Source organism: Providencia sp. PROV114 (assembly GCF_032704305.1).
GTDB lineage: Bacteria > Pseudomonadota > Gammaproteobacteria > Enterobacterales > Enterobacteriaceae > Providencia > Providencia rettgeri.
Genome location: NZ_CP120528.1, coordinates 3,984,061 through 4,006,591, shown reverse-complemented (window position 1 = coordinate 4,006,591; position 22,531 = coordinate 3,984,061). Strand labels below are relative to the sequence as shown.

Annotated in this window: 21 protein-coding genes; 10 read left to right on the top strand and 11 right to left on the bottom strand. The window is 41.1% G+C overall.

Annotated features, from left to right (window positions below; genetic code table 11):
• Positions 1-11 precede the first annotated feature (11 nt).
• Both P3L37_RS17990 and cysQ read left to right on the top strand, forming a co-directional pair.
• Positions 12-632 carry a peptidylprolyl isomerase gene (locus P3L37_RS17990; protein ID WP_004907421.1) on the top strand — a complete coding sequence of 207 codons (621 nt, stop codon included), beginning with the start codon at positions 12-14 and terminating at the stop codon, positions 630-632.
• 124 nt (positions 633-756) lie between these two features.
• Complete coding sequence (cysQ, locus tag P3L37_RS17985) at positions 757-1,497, top strand: 3'(2'),5'-bisphosphate nucleotidase CysQ (RefSeq protein WP_004907423.1); 741 nt, start codon at positions 757-759, stop codon at positions 1,495-1,497.
• Between the two features lie 44 nt (positions 1,498-1,541).
• Here the strand turns inward: cysQ and mqo are convergent, their stop codons facing one another.
• The 4 genes from mqo to P3L37_RS17965 form a co-directional block, all read right to left on the bottom strand.
• Complete coding sequence (mqo, locus tag P3L37_RS17980; protein WP_109912134.1) at positions 1,542-3,035, bottom strand: malate dehydrogenase (quinone); 1,494 nt, start codon at positions 3,033-3,035, stop codon at positions 1,542-1,544.
• Between the two features lie 8 nt (positions 3,036-3,043).
• On the bottom strand, positions 3,044-3,433 hold the full coding sequence (locus P3L37_RS17975; RefSeq protein ID WP_004907427.1) for a cupin domain-containing protein: 390 nt from the start codon (positions 3,431-3,433) through the stop codon (positions 3,044-3,046).
• Positions 3,434-3,752: 319 nt separating this feature from the next.
• Complete coding sequence (gene nudK, locus P3L37_RS17970; RefSeq protein WP_110731584.1) at positions 3,753-4,340, bottom strand: GDP-mannose pyrophosphatase NudK; 588 nt, start codon at positions 4,338-4,340, stop codon at positions 3,753-3,755.
• A gap of 114 nt (positions 4,341-4,454) precedes the next feature.
• Positions 4,455-4,859 (bottom strand): YgiW/YdeI family stress tolerance OB fold protein, encoded by a 405-nt coding sequence (locus tag P3L37_RS17965; RefSeq protein ID WP_042851727.1) that lies wholly within the window; start codon positions 4,857-4,859, stop codon positions 4,455-4,457.
• A 180-nt stretch (positions 4,860-5,039) separates the two neighbouring features.
• Here P3L37_RS17965 and qseB point away from each other — a divergent pair, with 180 nt between their 5' ends.
• Entirely contained in the window at positions 5,040-5,702 is a 663-nt protein-coding gene (qseB, locus tag P3L37_RS17960; protein ID WP_004907431.1) for a quorum sensing response regulator transcription factor QseB, read from the top strand.
• Complete coding sequence (qseC, locus tag P3L37_RS17955) at positions 5,702-7,063, top strand: quorum sensing histidine kinase QseC (protein WP_109912172.1); 1,362 nt, start codon at positions 5,702-5,704, stop codon at positions 7,061-7,063. Before qseB ends, qseC begins: the two co-directional genes overlap by 1 nt.
• Positions 7,064-7,232: 169 nt before the next feature.
• Here the strand turns inward: qseC and P3L37_RS17950 are convergent, their stop codons facing one another.
• Positions 7,233-7,793, bottom strand: a complete 561-nt coding sequence (locus P3L37_RS17950; RefSeq protein WP_109912132.1) for a YtfJ family protein — start codon at positions 7,791-7,793, stop codon at positions 7,233-7,235.
• 290 nt (positions 7,794-8,083) lie between these two features.
• Here P3L37_RS17950 and P3L37_RS17945 point away from each other — a divergent pair, with 290 nt between their 5' ends.
• Positions 8,084-8,290, top strand: a complete 207-nt coding sequence (locus tag P3L37_RS17945; protein WP_109912131.1) for a DUF1107 domain-containing protein — start codon at positions 8,084-8,086, stop codon at positions 8,288-8,290.
• 75 nt (positions 8,291-8,365) lie between these two features.
• Here P3L37_RS17945 and P3L37_RS17940 read toward each other — a convergent pair whose 3' ends face one another.
• Both P3L37_RS17940 and msrA read right to left on the bottom strand, forming a co-directional pair.
• Positions 8,366-9,733, bottom strand: coding sequence for a hemolysin family protein (locus P3L37_RS17940; protein WP_109912130.1), 1,368 nt, complete (start codon positions 9,731-9,733; stop codon positions 8,366-8,368).
• A gap of 253 nt (positions 9,734-9,986) precedes the next feature.
• The gene (gene msrA / locus P3L37_RS17935; RefSeq protein WP_109912129.1) at positions 9,987-10,628 is read right to left on the bottom strand and encodes a peptide-methionine (S)-S-oxide reductase MsrA; all 642 of its coding nucleotides are present in this window, start codon (positions 10,626-10,628) and stop codon (positions 9,987-9,989) included.
• 133 nt (positions 10,629-10,761) lie between these two features.
• Here msrA and P3L37_RS17930 point away from each other — a divergent pair, with 133 nt between their 5' ends.
• The 3 genes from P3L37_RS17930 to P3L37_RS17920 are packed head-to-tail and all read left to right on the top strand — an operon-like array spanning position 10,762 to position 16,628.
• Positions 10,762-12,504, top strand: coding sequence for an autotransporter assembly complex protein TamA (locus P3L37_RS17930; RefSeq protein WP_004907439.1), 1,743 nt, complete (start codon positions 10,762-10,764; stop codon positions 12,502-12,504).
• Complete coding sequence (locus P3L37_RS17925) at positions 12,501-16,277, top strand: translocation/assembly module TamB domain-containing protein (RefSeq protein WP_110731585.1); 3,777 nt, start codon at positions 12,501-12,503, stop codon at positions 16,275-16,277. Before P3L37_RS17930 ends, P3L37_RS17925 begins: the two co-directional genes overlap by 4 nt.
• 3 nt (positions 16,278-16,280) lie before the next feature.
• On the top strand, positions 16,281-16,628 hold the full coding sequence (locus P3L37_RS17920; RefSeq protein WP_110731586.1) for a gamma-glutamylcyclotransferase: 348 nt from the start codon (positions 16,281-16,283) through the stop codon (positions 16,626-16,628).
• Between the two features lie 142 nt (positions 16,629-16,770).
• Here P3L37_RS17920 and ppa read toward each other — a convergent pair whose 3' ends face one another.
• A complete protein-coding gene (ppa, locus tag P3L37_RS17915; RefSeq protein WP_004905951.1) occupies positions 16,771-17,301 on the bottom strand; it encodes an inorganic diphosphatase in 531 nt (176 codons plus the stop codon).
• Between the two features lie 206 nt (positions 17,302-17,507).
• Positions 17,508-18,515 carry a class 1 fructose-bisphosphatase gene (gene fbp / locus P3L37_RS17910; protein ID WP_004907443.1) on the bottom strand — a complete coding sequence of 336 codons (1,008 nt, stop codon included), beginning with the start codon at positions 18,513-18,515 and terminating at the stop codon, positions 17,508-17,510.
• A gap of 163 nt (positions 18,516-18,678) precedes the next feature.
• On the opposite strand from fbp, the gene mpl reads away from it, so the two are divergent.
• Complete coding sequence (mpl, locus tag P3L37_RS17905) at positions 18,679-20,061, top strand: UDP-N-acetylmuramate:L-alanyl-gamma-D-glutamyl-meso-diaminopimelate ligase (RefSeq protein ID WP_109912127.1); 1,383 nt, start codon at positions 18,679-18,681, stop codon at positions 20,059-20,061.
• Between the two features lie 5 nt (positions 20,062-20,066).
• Here the strand turns inward: mpl and P3L37_RS17900 are convergent, their stop codons facing one another.
• Positions 20,067-20,519 carry a DUF6122 family protein gene (locus P3L37_RS17900; protein ID WP_004907447.1) on the bottom strand — a complete coding sequence of 151 codons (453 nt, stop codon included), beginning with the start codon at positions 20,517-20,519 and terminating at the stop codon, positions 20,067-20,069.
• Positions 20,520-20,606: 87 nt separating this feature from the next.
• Positions 20,607-21,077: a transcriptional regulator ArgR gene (gene argR / locus P3L37_RS17895; RefSeq protein WP_004907450.1), complete on the bottom strand. Its 471-nt coding sequence runs from the start codon at positions 21,075-21,077 to the stop codon at positions 20,607-20,609.
• A gap of 492 nt (positions 21,078-21,569) precedes the next feature.
• On the opposite strand from argR, the gene mdh reads away from it, so the two are divergent.
• On the top strand, positions 21,570-22,508 hold the full coding sequence (mdh, locus tag P3L37_RS17890) for a malate dehydrogenase (protein WP_004905937.1): 939 nt from the start codon (positions 21,570-21,572) through the stop codon (positions 22,506-22,508).
• Positions 22,509-22,531 lie beyond the last annotated feature (23 nt).

Here is a 22,531-nt window from a genome sequence, read left to right as displayed (position 1 = left end):
TGGGTATTTTCATGGCAAACCAAAATTTCGATTCGGTAGAAGCTCAAGCGAGTTATGGCATAGGTCTACAAGTTGGGCAGCAATTATTAGAGTCAGGGCTAGAAGGTTTAGTGCCAAATGCAATCCTAGCAGGTCTCGTTGATGCTTTAGAAGGCAATATGCCATCGGTACCTGTTGAAACTCTGCACAAAGCATTGCGTGAAGTGCATGAGCGTGCCGACGCTGTCCGTGTCTCTCGTCAGGCAGCATTAGCGGAAGAAGGCCAAAAATTCCTAGATGAAAACCAAAAACGTGATGGTGTTTCAACGACTGAGTCAGGCTTACAATTTTCAGTGATTAACCAAGGTGATGGTGCTATCCCATCCCGCTCAGACCGTGTACGTGTTCATTACACAGGGCGTTTAATTGATGGCTCTGTGTTTGATAGCTCAGTACAACGTGGTCAGCCAGCAGAATTTCCTGTAAGTGGTGTTATTCCTGGTTGGATTGAAGCATTGACTCTGATGCCAGTTGGTTCTAAATGGGAATTGTATATTCCTCATCAATTAGCTTATGGTGAGCGTGGTGCAGGCGCATCAATCCCGCCATTCAGCACATTAGTATTTGAAGTTGAATTACTTGAAATTTTATAATTTCTGTTAATTCAGTTCACAGCTAAAAAGCCTCATTGTCTTTGGACTTTGGGGCTTTTTTTATGGAGTTAATTTCACACAATTGCTACTCTTGCTATAAAGGGTCATCAGAGAGGTGAATAATATGCTACAGCAAATTTGCGAATTAGCTCAAGAAGCGGGTTATGCGATTATGGAAACTTATAATGCGCAAGAACCTTTACAGGTTGAACATAAAAGTGATAATTCGCCTGTGACCGAGGCTGATATTGCCGCCCACAATGTGATTACAGCAGGCCTTGCTCGCATTGCCCCTGATATCCCTCAACTGTCTGAAGAAGACCCTCCACAGTGGTCAACCAGGCAGAATTGGCAACGTTATTGGTTGATTGACCCATTGGATGGAACGAAAGAATTTATTAATCGTAATGGGGATTTTACGGTTAACATTGCACTGATTGAGAATGGCGTACCAACGATGGGGGTGGTATATGCCCCCGCGAAAGGGTTGCTATATTATGCGGAAGGAAATCAAGCCTGGAAGGAAGAAGGTGGCCACAAGCAACTTATTCATGTGAATGATGCTAAGCCTCCGGTGATTGTTATTAGCCGTTCTCATCAAGACAATGAATTAATGGATTATTTAAAACAAATGGGTGAACACACGACAGTAGAAATTGGTTCTTCACTCAAATTTTGTTTGGTTGCGGAAGGAAAAGCACAGCTTTATCCACGTTTTGGGCCTACGAATATTTGGGACACTGCTGCGGGTCATGCGGTTGCCATTGGTGCAGGTGCGAAAGTCGTTGATTGGCACGGAAAAACGTTAGACTACACACCGCGAGAATCCTTTTTGAACCCAGGTTTTCGGGTCATTTTATTCTAAATATTGGTAAAGGTTGGGAAGTGATTTCCCAACCTAATTAATAACTAATTATCTAGTTTCAGCACTTTGGCAGTAGCTGTACGAATATCTAAACAGGCTTTTGCATCCGTTTTTAAATCAATCCCATAGGTTGGAATGATATCTTTTAAACGTGTTTCCCATCCATCGGCTTTGAGTTGGTCATCAAAACAGGTTTTTAATACATTTAGTGCAATAAATGCCGCAGTGGAGGCCCCCGGAGATGCGCCCATCAATACAGTAAATGATTTATCCGCACTGGTAATCAGTTCTGTACCAAATTCTAAAACCCCTTTCTTATCATGGTCAGGCTTAATAATTTGTACTCGTTGCCCTGCAACCACCTCTTTCCAATCCTCATGCTGTGCTTCTGGGTAGAATTGTTGCAACATGGCAAATTGGTGAGCAGAAGTTTGCAGAACTTGGCCTACTAAGTATTCTGCGAGTGACCAGTTATCTTTCGCAACCGCAAGCATTGGTTCAATGTTATTCAATTTAACCGATTCAAACAGGTCTAAATAAGAGCCGTGCTTAAGGAATTTACTCGAAAAACCGGCATAAGGCCCAAATAATAGAGAACGTTTACCTCCAATAATGCGAGTGTCCAAGTGTGGAACAGACATTGGTGGTGAGCCTTTATCTGCTTTACCATAAACTTTTGCATGGTGGCGAGAAGCAATTTCTTCGTTATCACAACGCAACCAGATACCACTAACAGGGAATCCACCATACCCTTTTCCTTCAGGGATCCCAGATTTCTGCAGTAATTCGATTGCCCGCCCGCCTGCACCAACGAACACAAACTTCGCGGAAGTGATCGTTTTTTCATGCGTGAGTAGATTTTTAACTTCAATATTCCATCTGCCATCGGGGGTCTTTTTAACATCGATGACTTCATGTTTATAGTGAATTGAAAAACCGGATTGTTCGCTTAATTGTGCAATTAATAAATGCGTTAGTGCACCGTAATCAACATCAGCACCAGTATTAACACGGGTAACCGCAATCGCTTCTTTAGGATCACGGCCTTCCATGATCAGTGGTGCCCATTCGTTGATCTGTTTTGGATCATCACTGTATTCCATATTGTGGTAACAGTGGTGAGCTGACATCTGTAGGTAGCGTTGTTTTAAGAATTTTACATTGTCCTCACCCCAAACAAAGCTCATATGTGGGCATGGGTGAATAAAGTCACGTGGATCTTTAATTTTACCTTTGGTGACTAGATAAGACCAAAGCTGGCGAGAGAGATCGAACTCCGTATTGACTTCAAGCGCTTTACTGATATCCACCGTACCATCTGGGTTTGGTGGAGTATAGTTCATCTCACAGTTAGCGGCATGACCTGTTCCCGCATTGTTCCACGGATGGGAGCTTTCTTGGGCACAGTCGTTTAGCCTTTCAAAAACAGCAATCGTTAGCGAAGGCTCTAGTTCTTTGAGAAATGTACCAAGCGTTGCACTCATGATCCCTGCGCCGATGAGAGCAATATCGACATTTTCAGCAATCGGTTTATTCATGATGGCCTCTATTTTTTTGTTGGAGTAAAGCTAAGATTGGTACCTTCTTGATAGACAACATAAGCACGACGCCATGGCTCATCACCAATAAGCCGCCATTTATGGCCGGTTCCTGTATTATCTTGCGCAAGTAAGATATCACCAGGATTGATGATAAATTTAGAACCATCTTTAGTTTCGAATTCTAAAGTGCCGGAAAGGGTAATGACATAACGAGGAACAGGGTCTTGATGCCAATCAAAAGAACCGCCGGAAACTGTTTCACGGAAGGTCAGTTCACTGGCTGCAATGGCGGAGGTTTGGCTATCTCCTCCTGTGACATTATTGAGCTCAAGAGTGCCTTCTTCAAATAGAGAATTTCCATCTTCTCCTGTCCACATACGAACGCAGCGTATCATTTTATTTAGCTCCTTAATCACCGATTGTAGTGTATAACAATTATTTGATATTAATTGGATACAAAAATAAGACTCTTAAAATGATGATAAATAAAATTAAATATTATTTAAATTTAAGGTTTTTTAGCGGATAGGTCAAAGTGAAATATGTTTTATCTTGGAATTATGGTTTTATTTTTTAATAAAAGAATAAAATAATAAAAGTTGATTATCTTTTTACGATTGTTTTTATTTTTATCGTTCGTTTAATGATTGATAAAAAATAGGAAAGCTCACTATGACTTTATTTTATCATTATGAGCTATCAGAGCTGGATTAGCTATTTGAGAATAGCGTTTAGGGCGAGGTATTGGATCAACATGATGGTTTTACCATCAACAATTTCTCCCGTGTTAATCGCATCAATGGCTTTAGAGAAAGGCCACTCTAAAACTTCAATATCTTCGCCTTCTTCCTTAAGTCCACCACCCGCGTTTTGACGATTATTATCACTGTATTCAGCGATGTAAAAGTGGAGTTTTTCGGTGACAGAGCCTGGGCTCATAAAGGCTTCAAAAACTTTTTGAATTTTATCGACTTTAAAACCCGTTTCTTCTTCGGCTTCAGCAATAATTCGTGTTTCTGGTGAGGCGTTTTCGAGTAAACCTGCGGCAGCTTCAATTAGAAAATCAGAATAGCCATTTATATAGACTGGCATACGAAATTGGCGAATTAATATAATGCTATTCTTTATTTTGTTATATAACAAAATAACGGCACCATTGCCTCTATCATAGACTTCGCGTTCTTGTTGTTGCCAACTACCGTCTCGTCGTTGTAACTCATAAGTATATTTTTTTAAAATATACCAATTGTCTGAAAGCAGTTTCTCTCGAATATTACGTATGTTGGGGAGTTTTACAGTCATTAAGCAGCCTTAGTAAGCAAAAATGATTTTGTTAATTTAACACTGTTAATTTCTGTATGAAATAGGATTTAGATGGGACCTACTTTAAAGCAGATCCCATTGTAAAGCTATGAATTATTTAATGATTTGGATTTGTTTAACTTCGACTTCTCTTGAATTCCAGTCTTTATCAATTTTACCGCGAATTTCAACTTTGTCTTTTGGCGTTACGTTGATACCGTTCCAACGCTTTTCACTGATTTCTAAATTAATGGTGCCAGTACCATCAGTGAACTCATAATGTTTATTGTCGAGTTGTTTAACGATATTACCACGTAAAATAACCCAGCTATCATCTGACATATCAAGTGCTTTTGCGACCGTCATTTCCCCACTATTTGGGCCGATGAAACCACCCGTTTGAGTCGTTTGAGTCGTTGTATTTATGGCTGCACCTGGGCCATCAAATCCACCATTTGCAGCGAAAACAGGGGCACTTGCGAGTGCAGCAACTAAAGCGATTACAGGTAATTTTTTCATCATCAGTATCTCCAAATGGACATGAACTTGTTGTTTGTATGGAGGGTATTAAACCAAGTAAATCTTAACAGGATCTTAAGAAACATAATTAACGAATTATATTTTTAATTTTATTAATTATAGCTAGTCATCTCAAGACTGATGGGATAAATATAATAATATGCTGAGGTGGAGGATATTATGCGTATTCTATTAATTGAAGATGACAGGCTAATTGGTGATGGTCTAAAAGTGGGATTAACACAGCTAGGGTTTACGGTTGATTGGTTTATGGATGGTAAACAAGGGCAAATCGCTTTATTTGATGCACCCTATGATGCTGTTGTACTCGATCTTTCATTACCAAATATTGATGGCATGGATATTTTAAAATATTGGCGCAAGGAGGGGCGTGATGAACCTGTCTTGATTTTGACGGCACGAGATGCACTGGATCAACGTGTTCAAGGGTTACAACAAGGGGCTGATGATTATCTTTGTAAACCTTTCGCTTTAATGGAGGTTATGGCACGTTTACAAGCGTTGATCCGCCGTCGAAGTGGGCAATTGTCGTCTAAGCTTACACATGGTGATGTTGAAATGGACCCGATTGCAATGACAGTGACACAGCAAGGCGAACCTGTACAGCTAAAGGGTAAAGAGTTTGCCTTACTATCTTTATTTATGCATAACCCAAATAAAGTTTTCTCTCGTCCTTTAATTGAAGAAAAATTGTATAACTGGGATGAAGAGGTCTCTAGCAATTCTGTTGAGGTACATATCCACCATTTAAGGCGTAAATTAGGTAATAAGTTTATTCGAACCATTCATGGTGTTGGCTATCGATTAGGTGATGATAAATGATGAAGACATTTAGTCTTAGGCTGAAACTCACTTTAATGCTGCTCCTGTTAGCTTTGCTGACATGGGGGATCGCCAGTTCGTTAGCGTGGTACCAAAGCTATAAAACGATTAATGAGCTATTTGATACCCAGCAAATGGCGTTTGCTAAACGGCTATCTGTTTTACCATCAGACTTTGAATTGAGCCGGCCTTCCCTGACTAAAACCAAAAAATTATTGCGCAAGAACCGTGGCCATCAGGATGACGATGCATTGGCATTTGCTATCTTTTCACAGAATGGCGAAATGGTATTAAACGACGGTGATAACGGTAGAGATATTGTCTACCAATTTAAGCGAGAAGGGTTTACCGATGGGATGCTCCAAGGAAGTGACGACCCTTGGCGTTTGGTGTGGTTAAAATCTCAAGATGGTCAATATGTTATTGCAGTAGGGCAAGAGTGGGAGTACCGGCAAGAAATGGCGACCGATATTATGGTTGCACAATTTATGCCTTGGTTGATGGCTTTGCCAATTATGTTATTGCTATTTTTATGGCTGCTCACACGTGCTTTACGTCCATTGAAGGATGTAGCAAAGCAGCTATATCACCGAAAGCCAGATGAATTAACCCCAGTACAAGTAACGCGCATCCCCAGTGAAGTAAGACCCATTATTGACTCCATGAATGTGCTATTTGACCGTATTAATGACATGTTCGCTCGCGAGCGACAATTTACATCGGATGCCGCTCATGAATTACGTAGCCCACTCGCAGCATTAAGAGTACAGGCGGAAGTGGTACAAATTGCGGGGAATAATACAGATATCCGTAATCATGCAGTGGCTAATTTATCGGAAGGTATTGATAGGGCAACAAGGCTTGTTGACCAACTACTCATGTTGTCTCGGTTAGAGTCATCCTCGCAACTTGATGATATTACGGCGGTATCTTGGCCCATATTAATTGAAACAGCAATAAAGGATGTTGAACCCGAAGCTCAAGAGCAGCAAACAACGATAATAAACACCTTAATAAGTCGTCCCCCTGATTTTCAAGGTCAGCCATTACTACTCAATGCGTTGCTGAGAAATTTACTCAATAATGCAATACGTTATGGAAAAATAGCTGGGCGAGTGGAGATCATTTTGTATGCTGACCACCTTGAAATTCAAGATGATGGTAATGGTGTGACACCTGAAGTTTTACAGCGTCTAGGTGAGCGTTTTTATCGTCCACCAGGACAAGAAAAGACAGGGAGTGGTTTAGGACTCTCTATTGTTAAGCGGATTGCGCAATTGCATCATTTGCAGGTTATTTTTACTCATGGCACTAATGGCGGATTTTGTGCCAAAGTGTATTGGAATGAAACTAAAGCGTGATAATGCGCTCATTAGTCATGATTATTTATGAAAAAAACAATCATAATTATGCATGTTTAATGTAAGGGTATTTTAGCATAACCCACTATTTTTGACGCAAGAGAGATAGACTGAATTGTAAGTGTAGTGTGCGAAATTACGCACACTACATAATAGTAAAAGTTTGACCTTATTGGTTTAGTGATGAGCTTAACAAACTAATGACTTTTTGAATTTCTTGGGAATTTAATTCACCATCTTTGAAAAACAACACCTTTCCTTGATTATCCAATACGATAATTGCTGAACTTTCTGGTTTCAAACCCCATGCATTCTTCACCGTACCCTCGCTATCAACAATAAATTGTGAATAAGGGAACTCTTTTTTGCTATCTTCAACACTATTTTTAACAAATACACCCGTACCGAACATTGCATCATCAGTATTAATGATTGTTGTTGTTTGATAGGTATCATGCGGGAATTTGGCTTGTTTGATGGCTTCAACTAAAGGGGCATTGAGCTCTTTTGCGGAAGAACGGCCAGCAATATGTTGAATTGTCCGAACTTTTCCAACGAGCTGTTGGCTTTTCCACGGTTGATAATCCAATTTCCCTTCATTATTTATGACAAGCTCACCTTTGTCGGTGACAGAAATGGTAGGAACAGATTGGTTTAATTGAATATTTGCAGCAGAAGCTATCGCTGATGCCCCTAGCAAGCATATTAAAAGTAAATAATTTCTTATCATAACAGCCCCTTGATTGATTATTTTGTCATGTGAGCCTAACGGTTTGTCTGATTACTACTATTTATAGCATAGCTCATCGGATGAGTTGCAAGAGGTAATTTAACATTTTTTTAAAATTCAGAATAAAAACAATGTTTATAGGGTTTTAACAGTTAGTTTACAGTGTCATGTTATGTCAGTAAATTGAATAAAACTGCAATTTTAGAACCAAAGTGAAAATTTCTGGTCTATGATTATTGTACGGTATGAGTTATTGAATATCGTAAGAACAAAGGGGAGGCAAAGTTCTAATGAAAATTTTTAACCGTTATAACCCATCAAAGATTGCTCTTTACGTCAAAACGCTATTCCGTGGCCGGCTCTATATTAAGGATTTTGGGGCATTTGAGTTTAACTATGGGAAAATTCTACCACCTAAAATTAGTGATAAGCGCCATTACAATGTGATGAGTGAGGTCAACAAACAGGTTTCATTATTGCAGGCAGAAATGGGGTAGGTTAATCAAGAAGGTTTTGGTTAACAACGCGCCACATGGGTGGCGCATTGAAAGAAACGGCTTCGCTATCAAGCACTAATGTTCAGTATCTTTTGTTTGTTGTTTTGCGTCAGCCGTTTCAATAGTATTTTTTCCGGGCTGTACAACGACAGGTGATGGCACCGTAGTAAGACGAGTTACGAGTAATTGGTCAATTTTGTAATTATCAATATCGACAACTTCAAATTTGTATCCCGCATATTTCACATAATCTGTCCGCTTTGGCATTCTTCTTAACCGGTACATCATAAACCCTGCGATGGTTTCATAGTTGCTAAAGTCAGGGAAATCATCAATATCCAAAATGCGCATCACATCTTCGATCGGTGTTCCACCTTCAACTAACCAAGAATTCTCATCACGTACCACGATTTGCTCTTCTTGTCCTGGACCAATTAAGTCTCCCATTAAAGTGATCATTACATCATTGATGGTAATGATACCCATGACTAATGCATATTCGTTAAGAATAACAGCAAAATCGACGGCGTTTGTTTTAAATGCTTCTAAGGTATCTGATAATGAGAGAGTGTCAGGGATCATTAGCGTATTTCTAATGTGAGCACCATCTTTTAAACTTAAGCTCTGCCCATTGAGCACGCGATTAAGTAATTCTTTTGAATCAACATAACCGATAACATGATCGATATCCCCTGCACACACTAGGAACTTAGAATGGGGTTGGGTTGAAATTTTATGTTTGATACTGTCTTCTGACTCATCTTTGTCAAAATAAATAATGCTCTCACGTGGGGTCATGGCTGATGGCACAGTACGTGATTCCAGCTCAAACACATTCTCAATTAATTCGTGTTCTTGCTTACGTAATACACCCGCTACAGCACCCGCTTCAACGACCGCAAAAATATCATCAGAAGTGATATCTTCATTACGTGACGTCGGTAATTTGAATAACTTAAAAAAGAGGTTCGCAAGGCCATTAAAAAACCAGACGAATGGGCCCAGTACCACTAAACAGAAGCGCATTGGATTCACAATGCGAATCGCAATGGCTTCAGGTTTTACCATACCGATACGTTTAGGTGTTAAATCTGCCACTAAAATAAACAAGCTCGTCACAATGGTGAACGACAGTACTGATGAAACTTGCTGAGCCCAGCTTGGCGATAAAAATTGAATAAAGATATCGTACAAAGCTGGAGAAAAAGCAGACTCTCCCACAATACCGGCAAGGATAGCAACGGCATTTAAACCAATTTGAACGACGGTAAAAAACATTCCCGGCATTTCTTGTAATTTAAGCACGCGAGCCGCATTAATGTTGCCTTCATCGGCCATAAGTTTAAGTTTAATGCGGCGGGAAGCCGCCAGAGAAATTTCTGACAAAGAAAAGAATGCGCTGATTGCACATAATAATAGAACAATTAATAAACTGTTGAGCATAAGTTATCCAGCCAATCAAAGGAAGAATCCATAAAATTCAAAAATCTCTGAAGGCATAGTCTCGTGTATTTAAATATATTGAGTATGCAAATATATGTTGCGCGATATGCGCAAATTGTTGATATGTTGCATTAGTATAGCACTGAGGTGATTTATCTGCCTAGATATTCATCATCATTCAAGCTGCTTTAAGTCATATTGAAAAGCAGCTTGAATGGTTGGGAAGATGAATTCACTGTAATAAGTTATTGATTTAATTGTTTAACGAGGGTGGTAAACAGATACCAATTCCTCCTAATCCGCAATATCCATTCGGGTTTTTGTGTAAGTACTGCTGGTGGTAATCTTCGGCAAAATAGAAAGTGTCTAATGGCGCTATTTCGGTCGTGATTACACGAGTGTCATGCTGCGCTTTCATTGCATTTTGGTAAGCTTGCAGTGTGTCCATCGCTTGCTTATCTTGTTCGTCTGACACAGTATAAATGGCAGAGCGATATTGGCTGCCCATATCGTTCCCTTGGCGCATGCCTTGTGCTGGGTCATGGTTTTCCCAAAATAACGTCAATAATTGGGAGTAACTGATAACTTGTGGATCAAAAACAACCCGTACTGCTTCCGCGTGGCCAGTTCGTCCTGAGCAAACTTCTTCGTAGGTTGGGTTAGGGGTCACACCACCACAATACCCCGCAGAAGTTGAATAAACCCCAGCTTGCTGCCAAAATAATCGTTCAACTCCCCAAAAACAGCCCATGGCAAAATACGCAATTTCCATATTCTTAGGAATAATCTCAATCGAATGATGGTTAAGCGCATGATATGGTGAGTAGGTCATAGCAGTTGCTCTGCCGGGCAGAGGTTGTGCAATACTTGCAGAGTGAAATTTATTAAAAGGCATAATGATTCCTATATATAGTGACCACACAAATAATCTAAAAATAGGGATAAAAACTTGTGTCTATGGCGAATTTTACTCAAAATAAATTGATATGAAGTATTTAGTCAATCGAACAATCACCTTAGGAGTAGGCGTGTCGAAATACCCTCTAATTTGTTTTCTCTGCCTAACTGCGGCAGTGCCAGTGGTACACGCAGCTAATCTTCGTCTTAATATTGAAGGCCTTGAAGGACAACTTAATCAAAACGTTCGTGTACAACTGTCTAATATATCGCAAGATGAAGTTGTGCCAAACGGTCGTTTTCGAGCCCGTGTTGAGAAAGCAATTAAAGAAGGTTTAAAGCCTTTAGGCTATTACCAACCCACGGTTGAATTTAGCTATGAAGAAAAAACACCGCCTGCTCGTTCTGTTTTAACCGCCAAAGTCACTCCTGGGGAACCTATTTTATTAAAAGGGGTGAATGTTGAATTGCAAGGTGGCGCTAAAACGGACCCTGACTATGAAAAGATGCTCAAACAATATACGCCAAAGCTCGATACAGTTCAAAATGATGGTGAATACGAAGAATTTAAAGGGCGCTTTAGCAGTTTAGCCGTTCGCAAAGGTTATTTTGATGCGATGATGGAGAAAAGCCAACTGGGTATTTCTCTTGACCACCATGCGGCTTATTGGGATTTTGATTTTAACAGTGGTGAACGTTATCGGTTTGGCGCCATTTCTTATTCAGGCTCACAAATCCGTGAAGATTATCTGAACAACCTTGCGCCTTTCAAAAAAGGGGAATACTACACATCAGAGCAACTTGCTGAATTTAACCGCCGATTAGCTGAAACAGGGTGGTTCTCTTCTGCGATTGTGACTCCGCGTATCGTGAGTGCCCGAAAAGATAACTCCTATGAATTACCGATGGAAGCGGTGATGACGCCTAGAGCCAAAAATTTTATTGAGCTCGGTGGGGGTTATGCAACAGATGTAGGCCCTCGCGTTAAAACGACATGGAATAAGCCTTGGATTAACTCTCGTGGGCAGAGTTTAACGTCAAATATTAGTTTATCCCAACCAGAACAATTAATAGATGCAAGCTATAAAATTCCATTAAAAGCGAACCCACTTGAGCAATATTATGCGGTTCAAGGGGGCTTTAAACGGACAGATTTAAATGATACGCAAGCGAATACAACAACCTTGAATGTGTCTCGTAACTGGGATTATTCATCCGGTTGGCAATATGGTGTGAATATGCGTTGGATGCTGAGTAACTTTACCCAAGCCAACGTGACGAATACGACGATGTTGCTGTATCCCGGGGCCTATGTGAGCCGAATTCGCCAACGCGGCGGTGTGATGCCAACGTGGGGGGATAGCCAACGTTACTCTATTGATTACTCGAATAAAATTTGGGGTTCAGATATCGACTTTGCGGTACTACAAGCCAAAAATGTGTGGATCAGAACGCCATGGGAAGGTCATCGCTTTATTGTTCGTGGAAATATCGGTTGGATTGAAACCAATGATTTCGATAAAGTTCCACCGGACTTACGCTTCTTTGCGGGTGGTGATGGCAGTGTGCGTGGGTATGGGTATCAAAAAATCTCTCCAGAAGATAGCAAAGGTAAGTTGACAGGGGCATCAAAATTGGCCGTAGGCTCTGTGGAATACCAATATAACTTTACCGGAAATTGGTGGGGAGCAACCTTTATTGATAGCGGTGAAGCTGTTGATAACTTTAAGGACAATGATTTTAAAACAGGTGCGGGAGTCGGTATCCGTTGGGTCTCACCGGTTGGGCCAATAAAATTAGATTTAGCCAAACCTATTGGCGATCCAGATAACAACAAAATACAGTTTTATATCGGCTTGGGGACTGAGCTATGAGGTGGTTGAAGTGGCTAAAATGGACCAGTCTTTCCATTTTATTAATTCTTGTTCTGGTTGTTGCCGCACTCAGTTGGGTGATTGGAACGCAATCAGGTCTTCACTTTGCATTAAATACAGCGACACGTTTTGTTCCTGAATTAACCATTGATAAAATTGACGGTGATATTAGTGACTTAACGTTAAGTGGCGTTAAATATCAAATGCCAGGCATCGATGTTAATGCGGGGAAATTAAATTTAGCGGTACGTCTAGGTTGTTTAACAAGCCGTGAGCTATGTGTCGACAACTTAGGCACGGAAAATGTCACTGTTACTGTCGATACCACTCAATTCCCCCCTTCAGAAGAAACGCCACCATCTGAACCACTGACTGAACTCAAGGCACCTTTGACCATTCGTTTGAATCAATTGGCTTTGGTTTCAACACACGTCAATGTAGATGGCATGGATATCGATTTAGCGAAATTTACTACAGGGGTAACGTGGGAAGGAAAAGCGATCACGATCATTCCAACCGACATCATTGATTTGGCGATTAATTTACCTGAAACCAAATCAGATGCCGTCGTTGAAGAGAAACAGCCAGACCCAATGCCGATTAACGAACAAAAATCATTGGCAGACGAATTAAAAACGCTATTTTCTAAACCGTTACTCGCTGAATTACCAGAAGTTATTTTACCTGTTGATTTAAATGTTGATGGAATTAATGCTTCGAATTTTCAGTTAACGGGGGCGGCTGAGCTAAAAATTAACCAATTGCACCTTAGTCTTTCGAATGAAGGGCAACAAGTCCTCGTTAAACAGCTAAAAGTCGATGCACCGCAAGGGAATATTGCGTTATCTGGCTCGGCAACTTTGCAAGATAAATGGCCAGTCTCATTATCAGTCGTGGGTGAAAGCCGTTTAGAAGATTTAAATGGGCAAAAAATAGACCTCTCCTTAAAAGGCGGTTTGATTGATGAACTAAAATTGGCCTTGAACTTACATGGGCCAATTAATGCAAAATTAGATGCAGAAACGGATTTGTCACAAGCAGACTTGCCGATTCTACTCACACTAGAAAGCGATAAGTTAACGTGGCCTTTAGTCGGAGAAGCGCAGTATCAATTAGATGGCACACGCATACGCTTGAACGGCCGCCCATCCGCTTATGATATGTCTGTACGTTCAGCTATCACTGGGCAGGATTTACCACCTTCGACCTTGCTATTAGATGCGAAAGGTAATGAAGAGCAAATTAATTTAACTCGCTTACGTTTAGCTGCTTTGCAAGGTCATGCTGATATTACTGGCGTTGCGGACTGGAGCAAGGCAATTAGTTGGAATGCAGTATTGACCCTTTCAGGTATTAATACTGCCAAACAGTACCCTGAATGGCCTGCTAAAGTGGAAGGTAAAATTGCCACGCGCGGAAGTTTATACGGCGGTAGTTGGCAGTTGGATATTCCTGAAATTGTTTTAGACGGCAATGTTAAAAATAACCTCTTAAAAGCGCGCGGTAAAGCCAAAGGTAACGCAGCTGGTCAATGGGATATTCCAAACTTTAATTTGGCACTGGGTAAAAACCATGTCGATGTAAAAGGCTCTCTTGCCGATAAATGGAACCTTGATGCCAAAATTAATGCCCCTGCTCTCAATGGCTTGCTACCCGGCTTAGGGGGAGTGATTGCCGGTGATGTGAAATTGCGTGGTAATTTACAGACACCAGAAGCCCTTGTTGACCTTACGGCACGCGGCGTGAAGTGGCAGGATGACCTTGCTATCGAGAATGTTGTTATCAAAGGAAATGTAGCAACAGGCGAGCAAATTAAAGGGGATTTATCCGTTGTTCTTCGTCAGTTGAAGCAAGGTGATCTTGTCGTCAATAACCTAACTTTAGACGCGAAAGGAAGTGAAAAACAGCACACGCTTAAGTTGAACATGAAGGGCGAACCGGTTTCTGGGCAATTAGCATTAGCAGGTAGTTTTGACCGGCAGACTGAAGTGTGGAAAGGGAATTTAACCAATACCTTATTTGATACGGTGGTGGGTGAATGGCGCTTAAACCAAGCGATGTCACTCAATTATGCTAACCAAACGCAAGAAGTGACTATCGGCAGCCATTGTTGGGTCAACCCGAATGCCCGTTTGTGTGTACCAAAACCGATTAAAGCAGGTAAAAGTGGTAGCGCAGATATCGTGCTAGAACGTTTTGACCTCGCGATGATCAAACCGTTTATGCCACAAGATACTCGAGTCAGCGGCGTATTTACGGGTAAAGCCAATGCGATTTGGAAAGCAGATGGCAGTATGCCGCAAGTGAAGTTGGACTTGCGAGGAAATGATGTCAAAGCGGTTCAGTTTGTGGATGGCACTCGTTTACCTGTTGCTTTTGATACCTTAACGTTAAGCGCGGGCTTGAAAAATGGCAAGGCAGACCTTAACTGGTTGTTTGGGCTAACGAATAATGGCCAAATGCGCGGCAATATTCAAATTTCTGATATTGAAAAGCGCCGCTTACTGTCGGGTAATGTTGAAATCAATTCAGTGACATTAGATTTAATCAAGCCGTTGCTGGGCCAGAAGGAAGTGGCGAATGGGCGTTTGAGTGCGAACTTACGTTTAGGTGGGTCAGCGAATAACCCATTATTAAATGGTAATTTAGCGCTTTCGAGCTTAGAAGTGAGATCGGCAATGATCCCGTTTGATATCAAAAGTGGTCATTTAGGTATTAATTTCAACGGCACAAGCTCAGTAATGAATGGTCAGATAAACACGCCAGAAGGCTATCTGAACATTGATGGTGATGCAGATTGGCGCAATGTTAATGCATGGCGTGCAAAAGTCATGGCACGAGGTAATAACCTTCGAGTTTCTTTACCACCGATGATCCAAATTGATGTTCAACCGGACATTGTATTTGATGCATCACCTTCGGTACTCACGCTAAACGGTACCGTCAATATTCCGTGGGCACGAATTACTGTTCAAGAACTCCCTGAGTCAGCGGTAAGCCCATCATCGGATGTGGTGATGTTAGATAGTAACCTACAGCCAATTGAACAAAAAGCGCCATCCATTCCTATTCAGACCAATTTAGATATTAAAATTGGTAATGATGTTCGATTGGATGCGTTTGGCTTAAAAGCGCGCCTGACGGGTTTATTGAAAGTGGTTCAGAATATCCATGGCTTGCACATCAATGGCCAAGTGGATATTCCAGCCGGTCGTTTCCGTGCTTATGGGCAAGATTTGATTGTCCGTAAAGGCCAAATTCAATTCTCAGGCCCTGCGGACCAACCATTCTTAAACTTAGAAGCCATTCGTAACCCAGACAACACGGCAGATGGCGTGATTGCTGGGGTGAAGGTCACAGGGCTTGCGGATAAACCGAAAGTAGAAATATTCTCTGAACCGGCGAAAACACAACAAGAAGCGCTGTCTTATTTATTAAGAGGAGAGGGCTTAGATAGTGGAGACGCAAATGGTTCACAAATGACATCTATGTTAATAGGCTTAGGTGTAGCACAAAGTGGGCAACTCGTGGGTAAAATAGGTGAGACATTTGGAGTCTCTGATTTAGCCGTCGATACCCAAGGTGTGGGGGATGGTTCTCAAGTCGTTGTAAGTGGTAAGATCACTAATGATTTACAAGTGAAGTATGGAGTTGGTATCTTTGACTCATTGGCGACGTTAACTTTACGTTATCGGTTGATGCCAAAACTGTATTTAGAAGCTGTGTCTGGTGTTAATCAGGCATTGGATCTCCTCTACCAATTTGAGTTTTAGATTATGCGTGTAATTGTTTATGGCAGCTTAAGACAAAAGCAAGGAAATCATCACTGGATGACTTATGCTCAGCTACTCGGTGAGCATAAGCTAGAAGGCTATGAACTGTATGATCTTGGATATTATCCTGCGGTTGTCAAAGGAGATGGGGCAATAGAGTGCGAGGTTTATCGAATCAACCCGTCCATTTTGACAGAGTTAGATGAGTTAAAGAAAAACTCTCAAGACTATGTGAGGGAGCTCATCTCAACGCCGTATGGCAACGCTTGGATTTATCTGTATAAACATTCTGTTGATGGTCTACGCCAAATAAAAAGTGGCGATTGGCTGAAGCGTGATGAAGAAGTATAACGGCTCAATAACCACTATCGAGTCGTAAAAATAAAAAACGCCAGCAATATTGCTGGCGTTTTTTATCAACGAATTGGCTTGTTACGAGCCATAAAAAAGCTCTGGTATTAACCAGAGCTTTCATAATGTTCCGAGAGGGAGATTATTTTTTTGCAGCGCGTTCGAAAGACTCGATGATCTCTGCTTTTGCAGATGCCGCATCTTCCCAACCATCAACTTTAACCCACTTACCTTTTTCTAAGTCTTTGTAATGTTCAAAGAAGTGAGTAATTTGAGCACGCAGTAATTCTGGCAGGTCGTTCACATCTTTAATGTGATCGTACTCTTTGCTTAATTTAGTGTGCGGAACAGCAACTAATTTTGCATCTTCACCAGATTCGTCAGTCATTTTCAGTACGCCAACAGGGCGGCAACGAATGACTGAGCCTGGTTGTAATGGATATGGTGTTGGAACTAATACATCAACTGGGTCGCCATCTAGAGACAGGGTGTTGTTGATGTAACCATAGTTGCATGGATAGAACATCGCTGTTGACATGAAACGGTCTACAAACAGCGCACCAGACTCTTTATCAACTTCATATTTGATAGGATCTGCGTTCGCTGGAATTTCGATGATAACATAGATATCTTCTGGCAGATCTTTACCTGCCGGTACATTGTTCAGGCCCATTTAAATGTATCCTTTGTGTGAATAATGAATTTACCCTTGCTAACTTGTTGGAGGGCATCACATTTATGGCGGCCTTCAGACAAATTAAATACTCGGGTAGATAGCGTGGGGAACATTATAGCCGTAAAGAGGGGTAAAACTCACTAGTTGGTGAAAAAAAGGAACAAAAAAGGCGGGAAGCCCCGCCTTATAATTAATGAATTAGATTATTCCGTGTCAGGGAATTCACGCATAAATGATTCTGCTTTCTCTACCATCGACTCAGTTCCGACAAAGAACGGTGCGCGTTGGTGTAATTCGCTAGGCATGATATCTAAAATGCGGTTTGCTCCGTCACTGGCTTTACCACCGGCTTGCTCTGCTAAAAATGCAATTGGGTTGCATTCGTACAGAAGGCGCAGTTTTCCATTTGGATGGCTTGCGGTACTTGGGTAAATATAAATTCCCCCTTTGAGCAAGTTACGATGGAAGTCTGCAACCAAAGAACCGATATAACGAGTGGTATACGGGCGATTTGTTGCTTTATCTTCTTCTTGGCAATATTTAATGTACTTTTTAACACCCATCGGGAACTTGATATAGTTTCCTTCGTTGATGGAGTACATTTTCCCTTCGGAGGGGAACATCACTTTTTCATGAGATAAGCAGAAAACGCCCAATGATGGGTCGTAAGTAAACGCATGAACACCAACACCAGTGGTGTAAACCAACATTGTTGATGAACCATAAACCACGTAGCCCGCAGCCACTTGGCGATTACCTGGTTGCAGGAAATCGGCTTCTGTAACCGGTTGACCAATCGGTGTAATACGATGGTAAATGGAGAAAATTGTTCCAACGGAAACGTTTACATCGATGTTCGAAGAACCATCAAGCGGGTCCATTAAAACAACATATTTTGCGTTTTCTGCACGGTCTCCTTCGAAAATGACAATTTCGTCTTCTTCTTCAGAGGCGATACCGGCGACTTCTCCGCGTGCTTTTAAAGCCGCTTTCAGTTTTTCGTTTGCATACAGGTCAAGCTTCATCTGAACTTCACCTTGAATATTCGAAACACCGTTAGTGCCAAGAATATCGACAAGTCCAGCTTTATTAATATCACGATGGATAATTTTAGCGCCCAGTTTGATAGCTGATAATAAAGAAGTCAGCTCACCTGTTGCATGAGGAAAATCTTGTTGCTTTTCGACGATGAATTCGCCTAATGTTTTCATGACGAAGGTCCTGAATAAAATTGACAGAGGTTTTGCGGGGCATTTACCCTCGCGCGGGAAGAGTTTAACTAAATAAAAAAAAGATTAATAGGTTAATGCATTTATAAACCTGTTTTTGATGGGTAGAATAGTGACCAACCTCATGCTAATTGGATGAAAAAGAATGCACATACATATTTTAGGTATATGCGGTACCTTTATGGGAAGCTTAGCAATATTGGCTCGTTCTTTAGGACATAAAGTGACGGGTTCGGATGCCAATGTATATCCACCGATGAGCACATTACTTGAAAATCAAGGAATTGAACTCATTCAAGGGTATGATCCGGCTCAGCTTGACCCAATACCGGATATGGTAGTGATTGGTAATGCAATGACGCGTGGTAACCCTTGTGTCGAAGCCGTGTTAGAAAGAGGTTTGCCGTATACATCTGGCCCACAGTGGCTTCATGACCATGTCTTACCTGAACGTTGGGTACTGGCTGTGGCGGGAACTCATGGTAAAACAACCACCGCGGGAATGCTTGCATGGATTTTAGAAGACTGTGGTTACAAGCCTGGTTTTCTAATTGGCGGTGTTCCAGGGAATTTTGATGTCTCCGCTAAGATAGGTGAAAGCCCGTTTTTTGTTATCGAAGCGGATGAGTATGACTGTGCATTCTTTGATAAACGTTCTAAATTTGTGCATTACAGCCCGAAAACCTTGGTATTGAACAACCTTGAATTCGACCATGCGGATATCTTTGAAAACCTCGAAGCGATTCAAAAACAGTTCCATCATCTTGTACGTATTGTGCCAGCCAGCGGCAAAATTTTCACACCTGACAACGACAATCATTTAAAACAAGTGATTGGAATGGGCTGCTGGAGTGAACAAGAGCTGGTGGGTGGAGAGCATGGCGGATGGCAAGCTGAGAAGCTCAGCCACGATGGCAGCCACTTTGCTGTGTACTACCAACAAGAAAAAGTTGGAGAAGTCACTTGGTCACAAGTGGGTAATCACAATATCCAAAATGCACTGATGGCGATTGCAGCGGCTCACCATGTGGGCGTTCCAGTAAAAGAAGCTTGCCTCGCTTTGAATCGTTTTATCAATGCACGCCGTCGCCTTGAGCTACGTGGTGTTGAAAATGGTGTCAGTGTTTACGATGATTTTGCACATCACCCAACTGCTATTTTAGCGACGTTAGAAGCACTTCGCAGCAAAGTTGGCGGAACTTCACGTATTCTTGCGGTGCTCGAACCTCGCTCGAATACGATGAAAATGGGTATCAATAAAAATGATATTGCACCTGCGCTAGGCCGTGCAGATGAAGTATTTCTGTTCCAACCTGCCAATATCCCTTGGATGGTCACAGACATCGCTGAAAAATGTGTTCAACCCGCGCGTTGGAGTGCAGATATTGAGGCATTCACCAATATGATTATTGAAACCGCACAGCCGGGCGATCATATTTTGGTGATGAGCAACGGTGGCTTCAGCGGTATTCATGGCAAATTACTCGCAGGTTTGAAAGCCAAATCAGAAACAGAGCAAGATGATTAATTCTATTAGCTAGCTATTTGATAACCCCAGTGATTCTTATGATTGCTGGGTTTTTTTATGTTTGGCATACCTAATGGGCGCTGTTCTATGACGAGACTTAATGTTATTGGGCTATTCATTTCTTTTTTTAAGCTTCCCATATAACAATCTAGTGAATCAGTAAAAAGGTGGAATAAACAACCAACGGCAATGGCTTTAAGTTTCCATGATGGCATGAATAATAACACCACATAGATAACAGCAGCCCAAAAAGAATGAAGCGGGTGGAATCCGATGCCACAGCGCTCTGGGTCGAAAATCGGATCAGCCAGCAGATGATCTAAGTCGATAGCCATTGTGGCAATCATAATCAGGGCGGCTAGTTTCCAATTTTTTCGCCAAAACAGGTAACCAAAGGCAATTGGCATCAGAAAATGAAAGCCGTAGTGTATGAAGTTACGAAAAATATCAAATAGCAAAATGATGTCCCAAAATCGAATAGAAATAGATAAAAACAAAAAGAGGGAAATTCAATTTCCCTCTTTTGATGCTTAAATTAGTATGGATTAGAGCTCTTGTTCAAACAACGCTAAAATCGCTTCATATAGCTCTTTTGTGGTAAAATTGTTTGCTGGCGTTGAGAAGATAGTATCATCACCAGCAATACTACCTAAAATTCCTTCCGCTTTACCTAATGAATCTAACAAGCGTGCAATAAGCTGTGCAGCCCCTGGGCTCGTTCTGATCACGACAACAGAAGGGTTATAGTCTATATCCAAAACCAAATTTTTGAGTGGGCTGGTGGCGGTAGGAACACCGGGCTCTGTAGGTAGGCAATATACCATTTCCATTTTTGCATTACGGGTGCGAACAGCACCAAATTTAGTTAGCATCCTGGAAATTTTTGATTGGTTAATATTTTCGAAGCCTTCTTCTTGCAAAGCCGTGACGATCTCAGCTTGCGAGCTAAATTTTTCTTCTTTAAGTAGGGCTTTAAAAGCCTTAACCAAGTCTTCTTGTTTAGACGGAGTGCGCATAATTAACCCATTCTTTTGCATTGAACTAAGTTGTATTATCCGTAAAAGTGCATTTTTATGCAACAAAATTGCGTTATGATGATTTTATAACCAGTAATCACTTGAAGTTAGGTAAGTGCGTTTTGAGTTGATAGTCAGAAGTATTTATTTATCGTAAATTATGGAAATGAAAAATTAGCATGATAGAGCAATGAATTTTTCAGATATTCGTTGTAAATTTATTGTTAATAAAAATGTTTTTGATTGAATAATATACACTAAAAACAACTTATTGTGCGAAATGCAATAGCTAGAAAAACTATTTGTTAAAAAAGTGCCCGTTATCTCATTAACAGATAAGGAATTTGTTTAGAATACTGGCAATTATTAAACAAGTTCTCTTGCGTTAAACTCTCTCTCTATCTGTTAACAAATTGTTTTTTATACGTAATGTGTTAAGTGTATAACAAATAAAGTGATATCTTTTTAAAGTACAAATTAAGGAGTTTCAGAATGAAAGTTGCAGTCCTAGGTGCAGCAGGTGGTATCGGTCAGGCTCTCGCCCTTCTTCTCAAAAACCAGCTCCCAGCAGGTTCAGAACTCTCCCTCTACGACATCGCACCAGTCACTCCAGGTGTTGCTGCTGACTTAAGCCATATCCCTACTGATGTTAAAGTGACAGGTTTTGCTGGCGAAGATGCAAAACCTGCATTGAAAGGTGCTGACATTGTCCTTATTTCTGCGGGTGTTGCTCGTAAACCAGGTATGGACCGTTCTGACTTATTTAACATCAATGCGGGTATTGTCCGTAACCTGATCCAACAAATTGCTGAAACTTGCCCTAAAGCATTGATTGGTATTATCACTAACCCAGTGAATACCACCGTTGCTATCGCTGCAGAAGTCCTGAAAAAAGCAGGCGTCTATGATAAAAACCGTTTATTCGGTGTGACGACATTAGATATCATTCGTTCTAATACGTTTGTTGCTGAATTAAAAGGCAAAAATGTTAATGATCTTGAAGTGCCTGTGATCGGCGGCCACTCTGGTGTGACCATTCTGCCTCTGTTATCTCAAATTGAAGGTGTTAGCTTCACTGACGAGGAAGTTGCTGCGTTAACTAAACGTATTCAAAATGCAGGTACAGAAGTCGTTGAAGCGAAAGCGGGTGGCGGGTCTGCAACTTTATCTATGGGCCAAGCAGCTGCACGTTTAGGTTTATCTTTAATTCGTGGTCTCCAAGGCGAAAGCAATGTGGTTGAATGTGTTTACACCGAAGGTGATGGTGAACATGCTCGCTTCTTCGCACAACCTGTTGTTTTAGGCAAAAACGGTATCGAAAAGCATTTACCAATCGGTAAATTAAGTGCATTTGAAGAAAAAGCACTGAAAGATATGCTAGATGTATTAAAAGCAGATATCGAATTAGGTGAAAAATTCATTAATGGCTAATGCCAATTAATTTTTCCTAATAG

Excerpts from the sequence above, each read along its gene's own strand:
- P3L37_RS17945 (WP_109912131.1), top strand. The coding sequence starts at position 8,084 with ATGAAAATTTTTAACCGTTATAACCCATCAAAGATTGCTCTTTACGTC.
- nudK (WP_110731584.1), bottom strand. The coding sequence starts at position 4,340 with ATGACTGTAAAACTCCCCAACATACGTAATATTCGAGAGAAACTGCTT.
- qseB (WP_004907431.1), top strand. The coding sequence starts at position 5,040 with ATGCGTATTCTATTAATTGAAGATGACAGGCTAATTGGTGATGGTCTA.
- ppa (WP_004905951.1), bottom strand. The coding sequence starts at position 17,301 with ATGGGCCTGAACAATGTACCGGCAGGTAAAGATCTGCCAGAAGATATC.
- P3L37_RS17920 (WP_110731586.1), top strand. The coding sequence starts at position 16,281 with ATGCGTGTAATTGTTTATGGCAGCTTAAGACAAAAGCAAGGAAATCAT.
- msrA (WP_109912129.1), bottom strand. The coding sequence starts at position 10,628 with ATGCCTTTTAATAAATTTCACTCTGCAAGTATTGCACAACCTCTGCCC.
- cysQ (WP_004907423.1), top strand. The coding sequence starts at position 757 with ATGCTACAGCAAATTTGCGAATTAGCTCAAGAAGCGGGTTATGCGATT.
- argR (WP_004907450.1), bottom strand. The coding sequence starts at position 21,077 with ATGCGCACTCCGTCTAAACAAGAAGACTTGGTTAAGGCTTTTAAAGCC.
- mqo (WP_109912134.1), bottom strand. The coding sequence starts at position 3,035 with ATGAATAAACCGATTGCTGAAAATGTCGATATTGCTCTCATCGGCGCA.
- P3L37_RS17925 (WP_110731585.1), top strand. The coding sequence starts at position 12,501 with ATGAGGTGGTTGAAGTGGCTAAAATGGACCAGTCTTTCCATTTTATTA.
- fbp (WP_004907443.1), bottom strand. The coding sequence starts at position 18,515 with ATGAAAACATTAGGCGAATTCATCGTCGAAAAGCAACAAGATTTTCCT.
- qseC (WP_109912172.1), top strand. The coding sequence starts at position 5,702 with ATGAAGACATTTAGTCTTAGGCTGAAACTCACTTTAATGCTGCTCCTG.
- mdh (WP_004905937.1), top strand. The coding sequence starts at position 21,570 with ATGAAAGTTGCAGTCCTAGGTGCAGCAGGTGGTATCGGTCAGGCTCTC.
- P3L37_RS17975 (WP_004907427.1), bottom strand. The coding sequence starts at position 3,433 with ATGATACGCTGCGTTCGTATGTGGACAGGAGAAGATGGAAATTCTCTA.
- P3L37_RS17965 (WP_042851727.1), bottom strand. The coding sequence starts at position 4,859 with ATGAAAAAATTACCTGTAATCGCTTTAGTTGCTGCACTCGCAAGTGCC.
- P3L37_RS17950 (WP_109912132.1), bottom strand. The coding sequence starts at position 7,793 with ATGATAAGAAATTATTTACTTTTAATATGCTTGCTAGGGGCATCAGCG.
- mpl (WP_109912127.1), top strand. The coding sequence starts at position 18,679 with ATGCACATACATATTTTAGGTATATGCGGTACCTTTATGGGAAGCTTA.
- P3L37_RS17940 (WP_109912130.1), bottom strand. The coding sequence starts at position 9,733 with ATGCTCAACAGTTTATTAATTGTTCTATTATTATGTGCAATCAGCGCA.
- P3L37_RS17990 (WP_004907421.1), top strand. The coding sequence starts at position 12 with ATGGCAAACCAAAATTTCGATTCGGTAGAAGCTCAAGCGAGTTATGGC.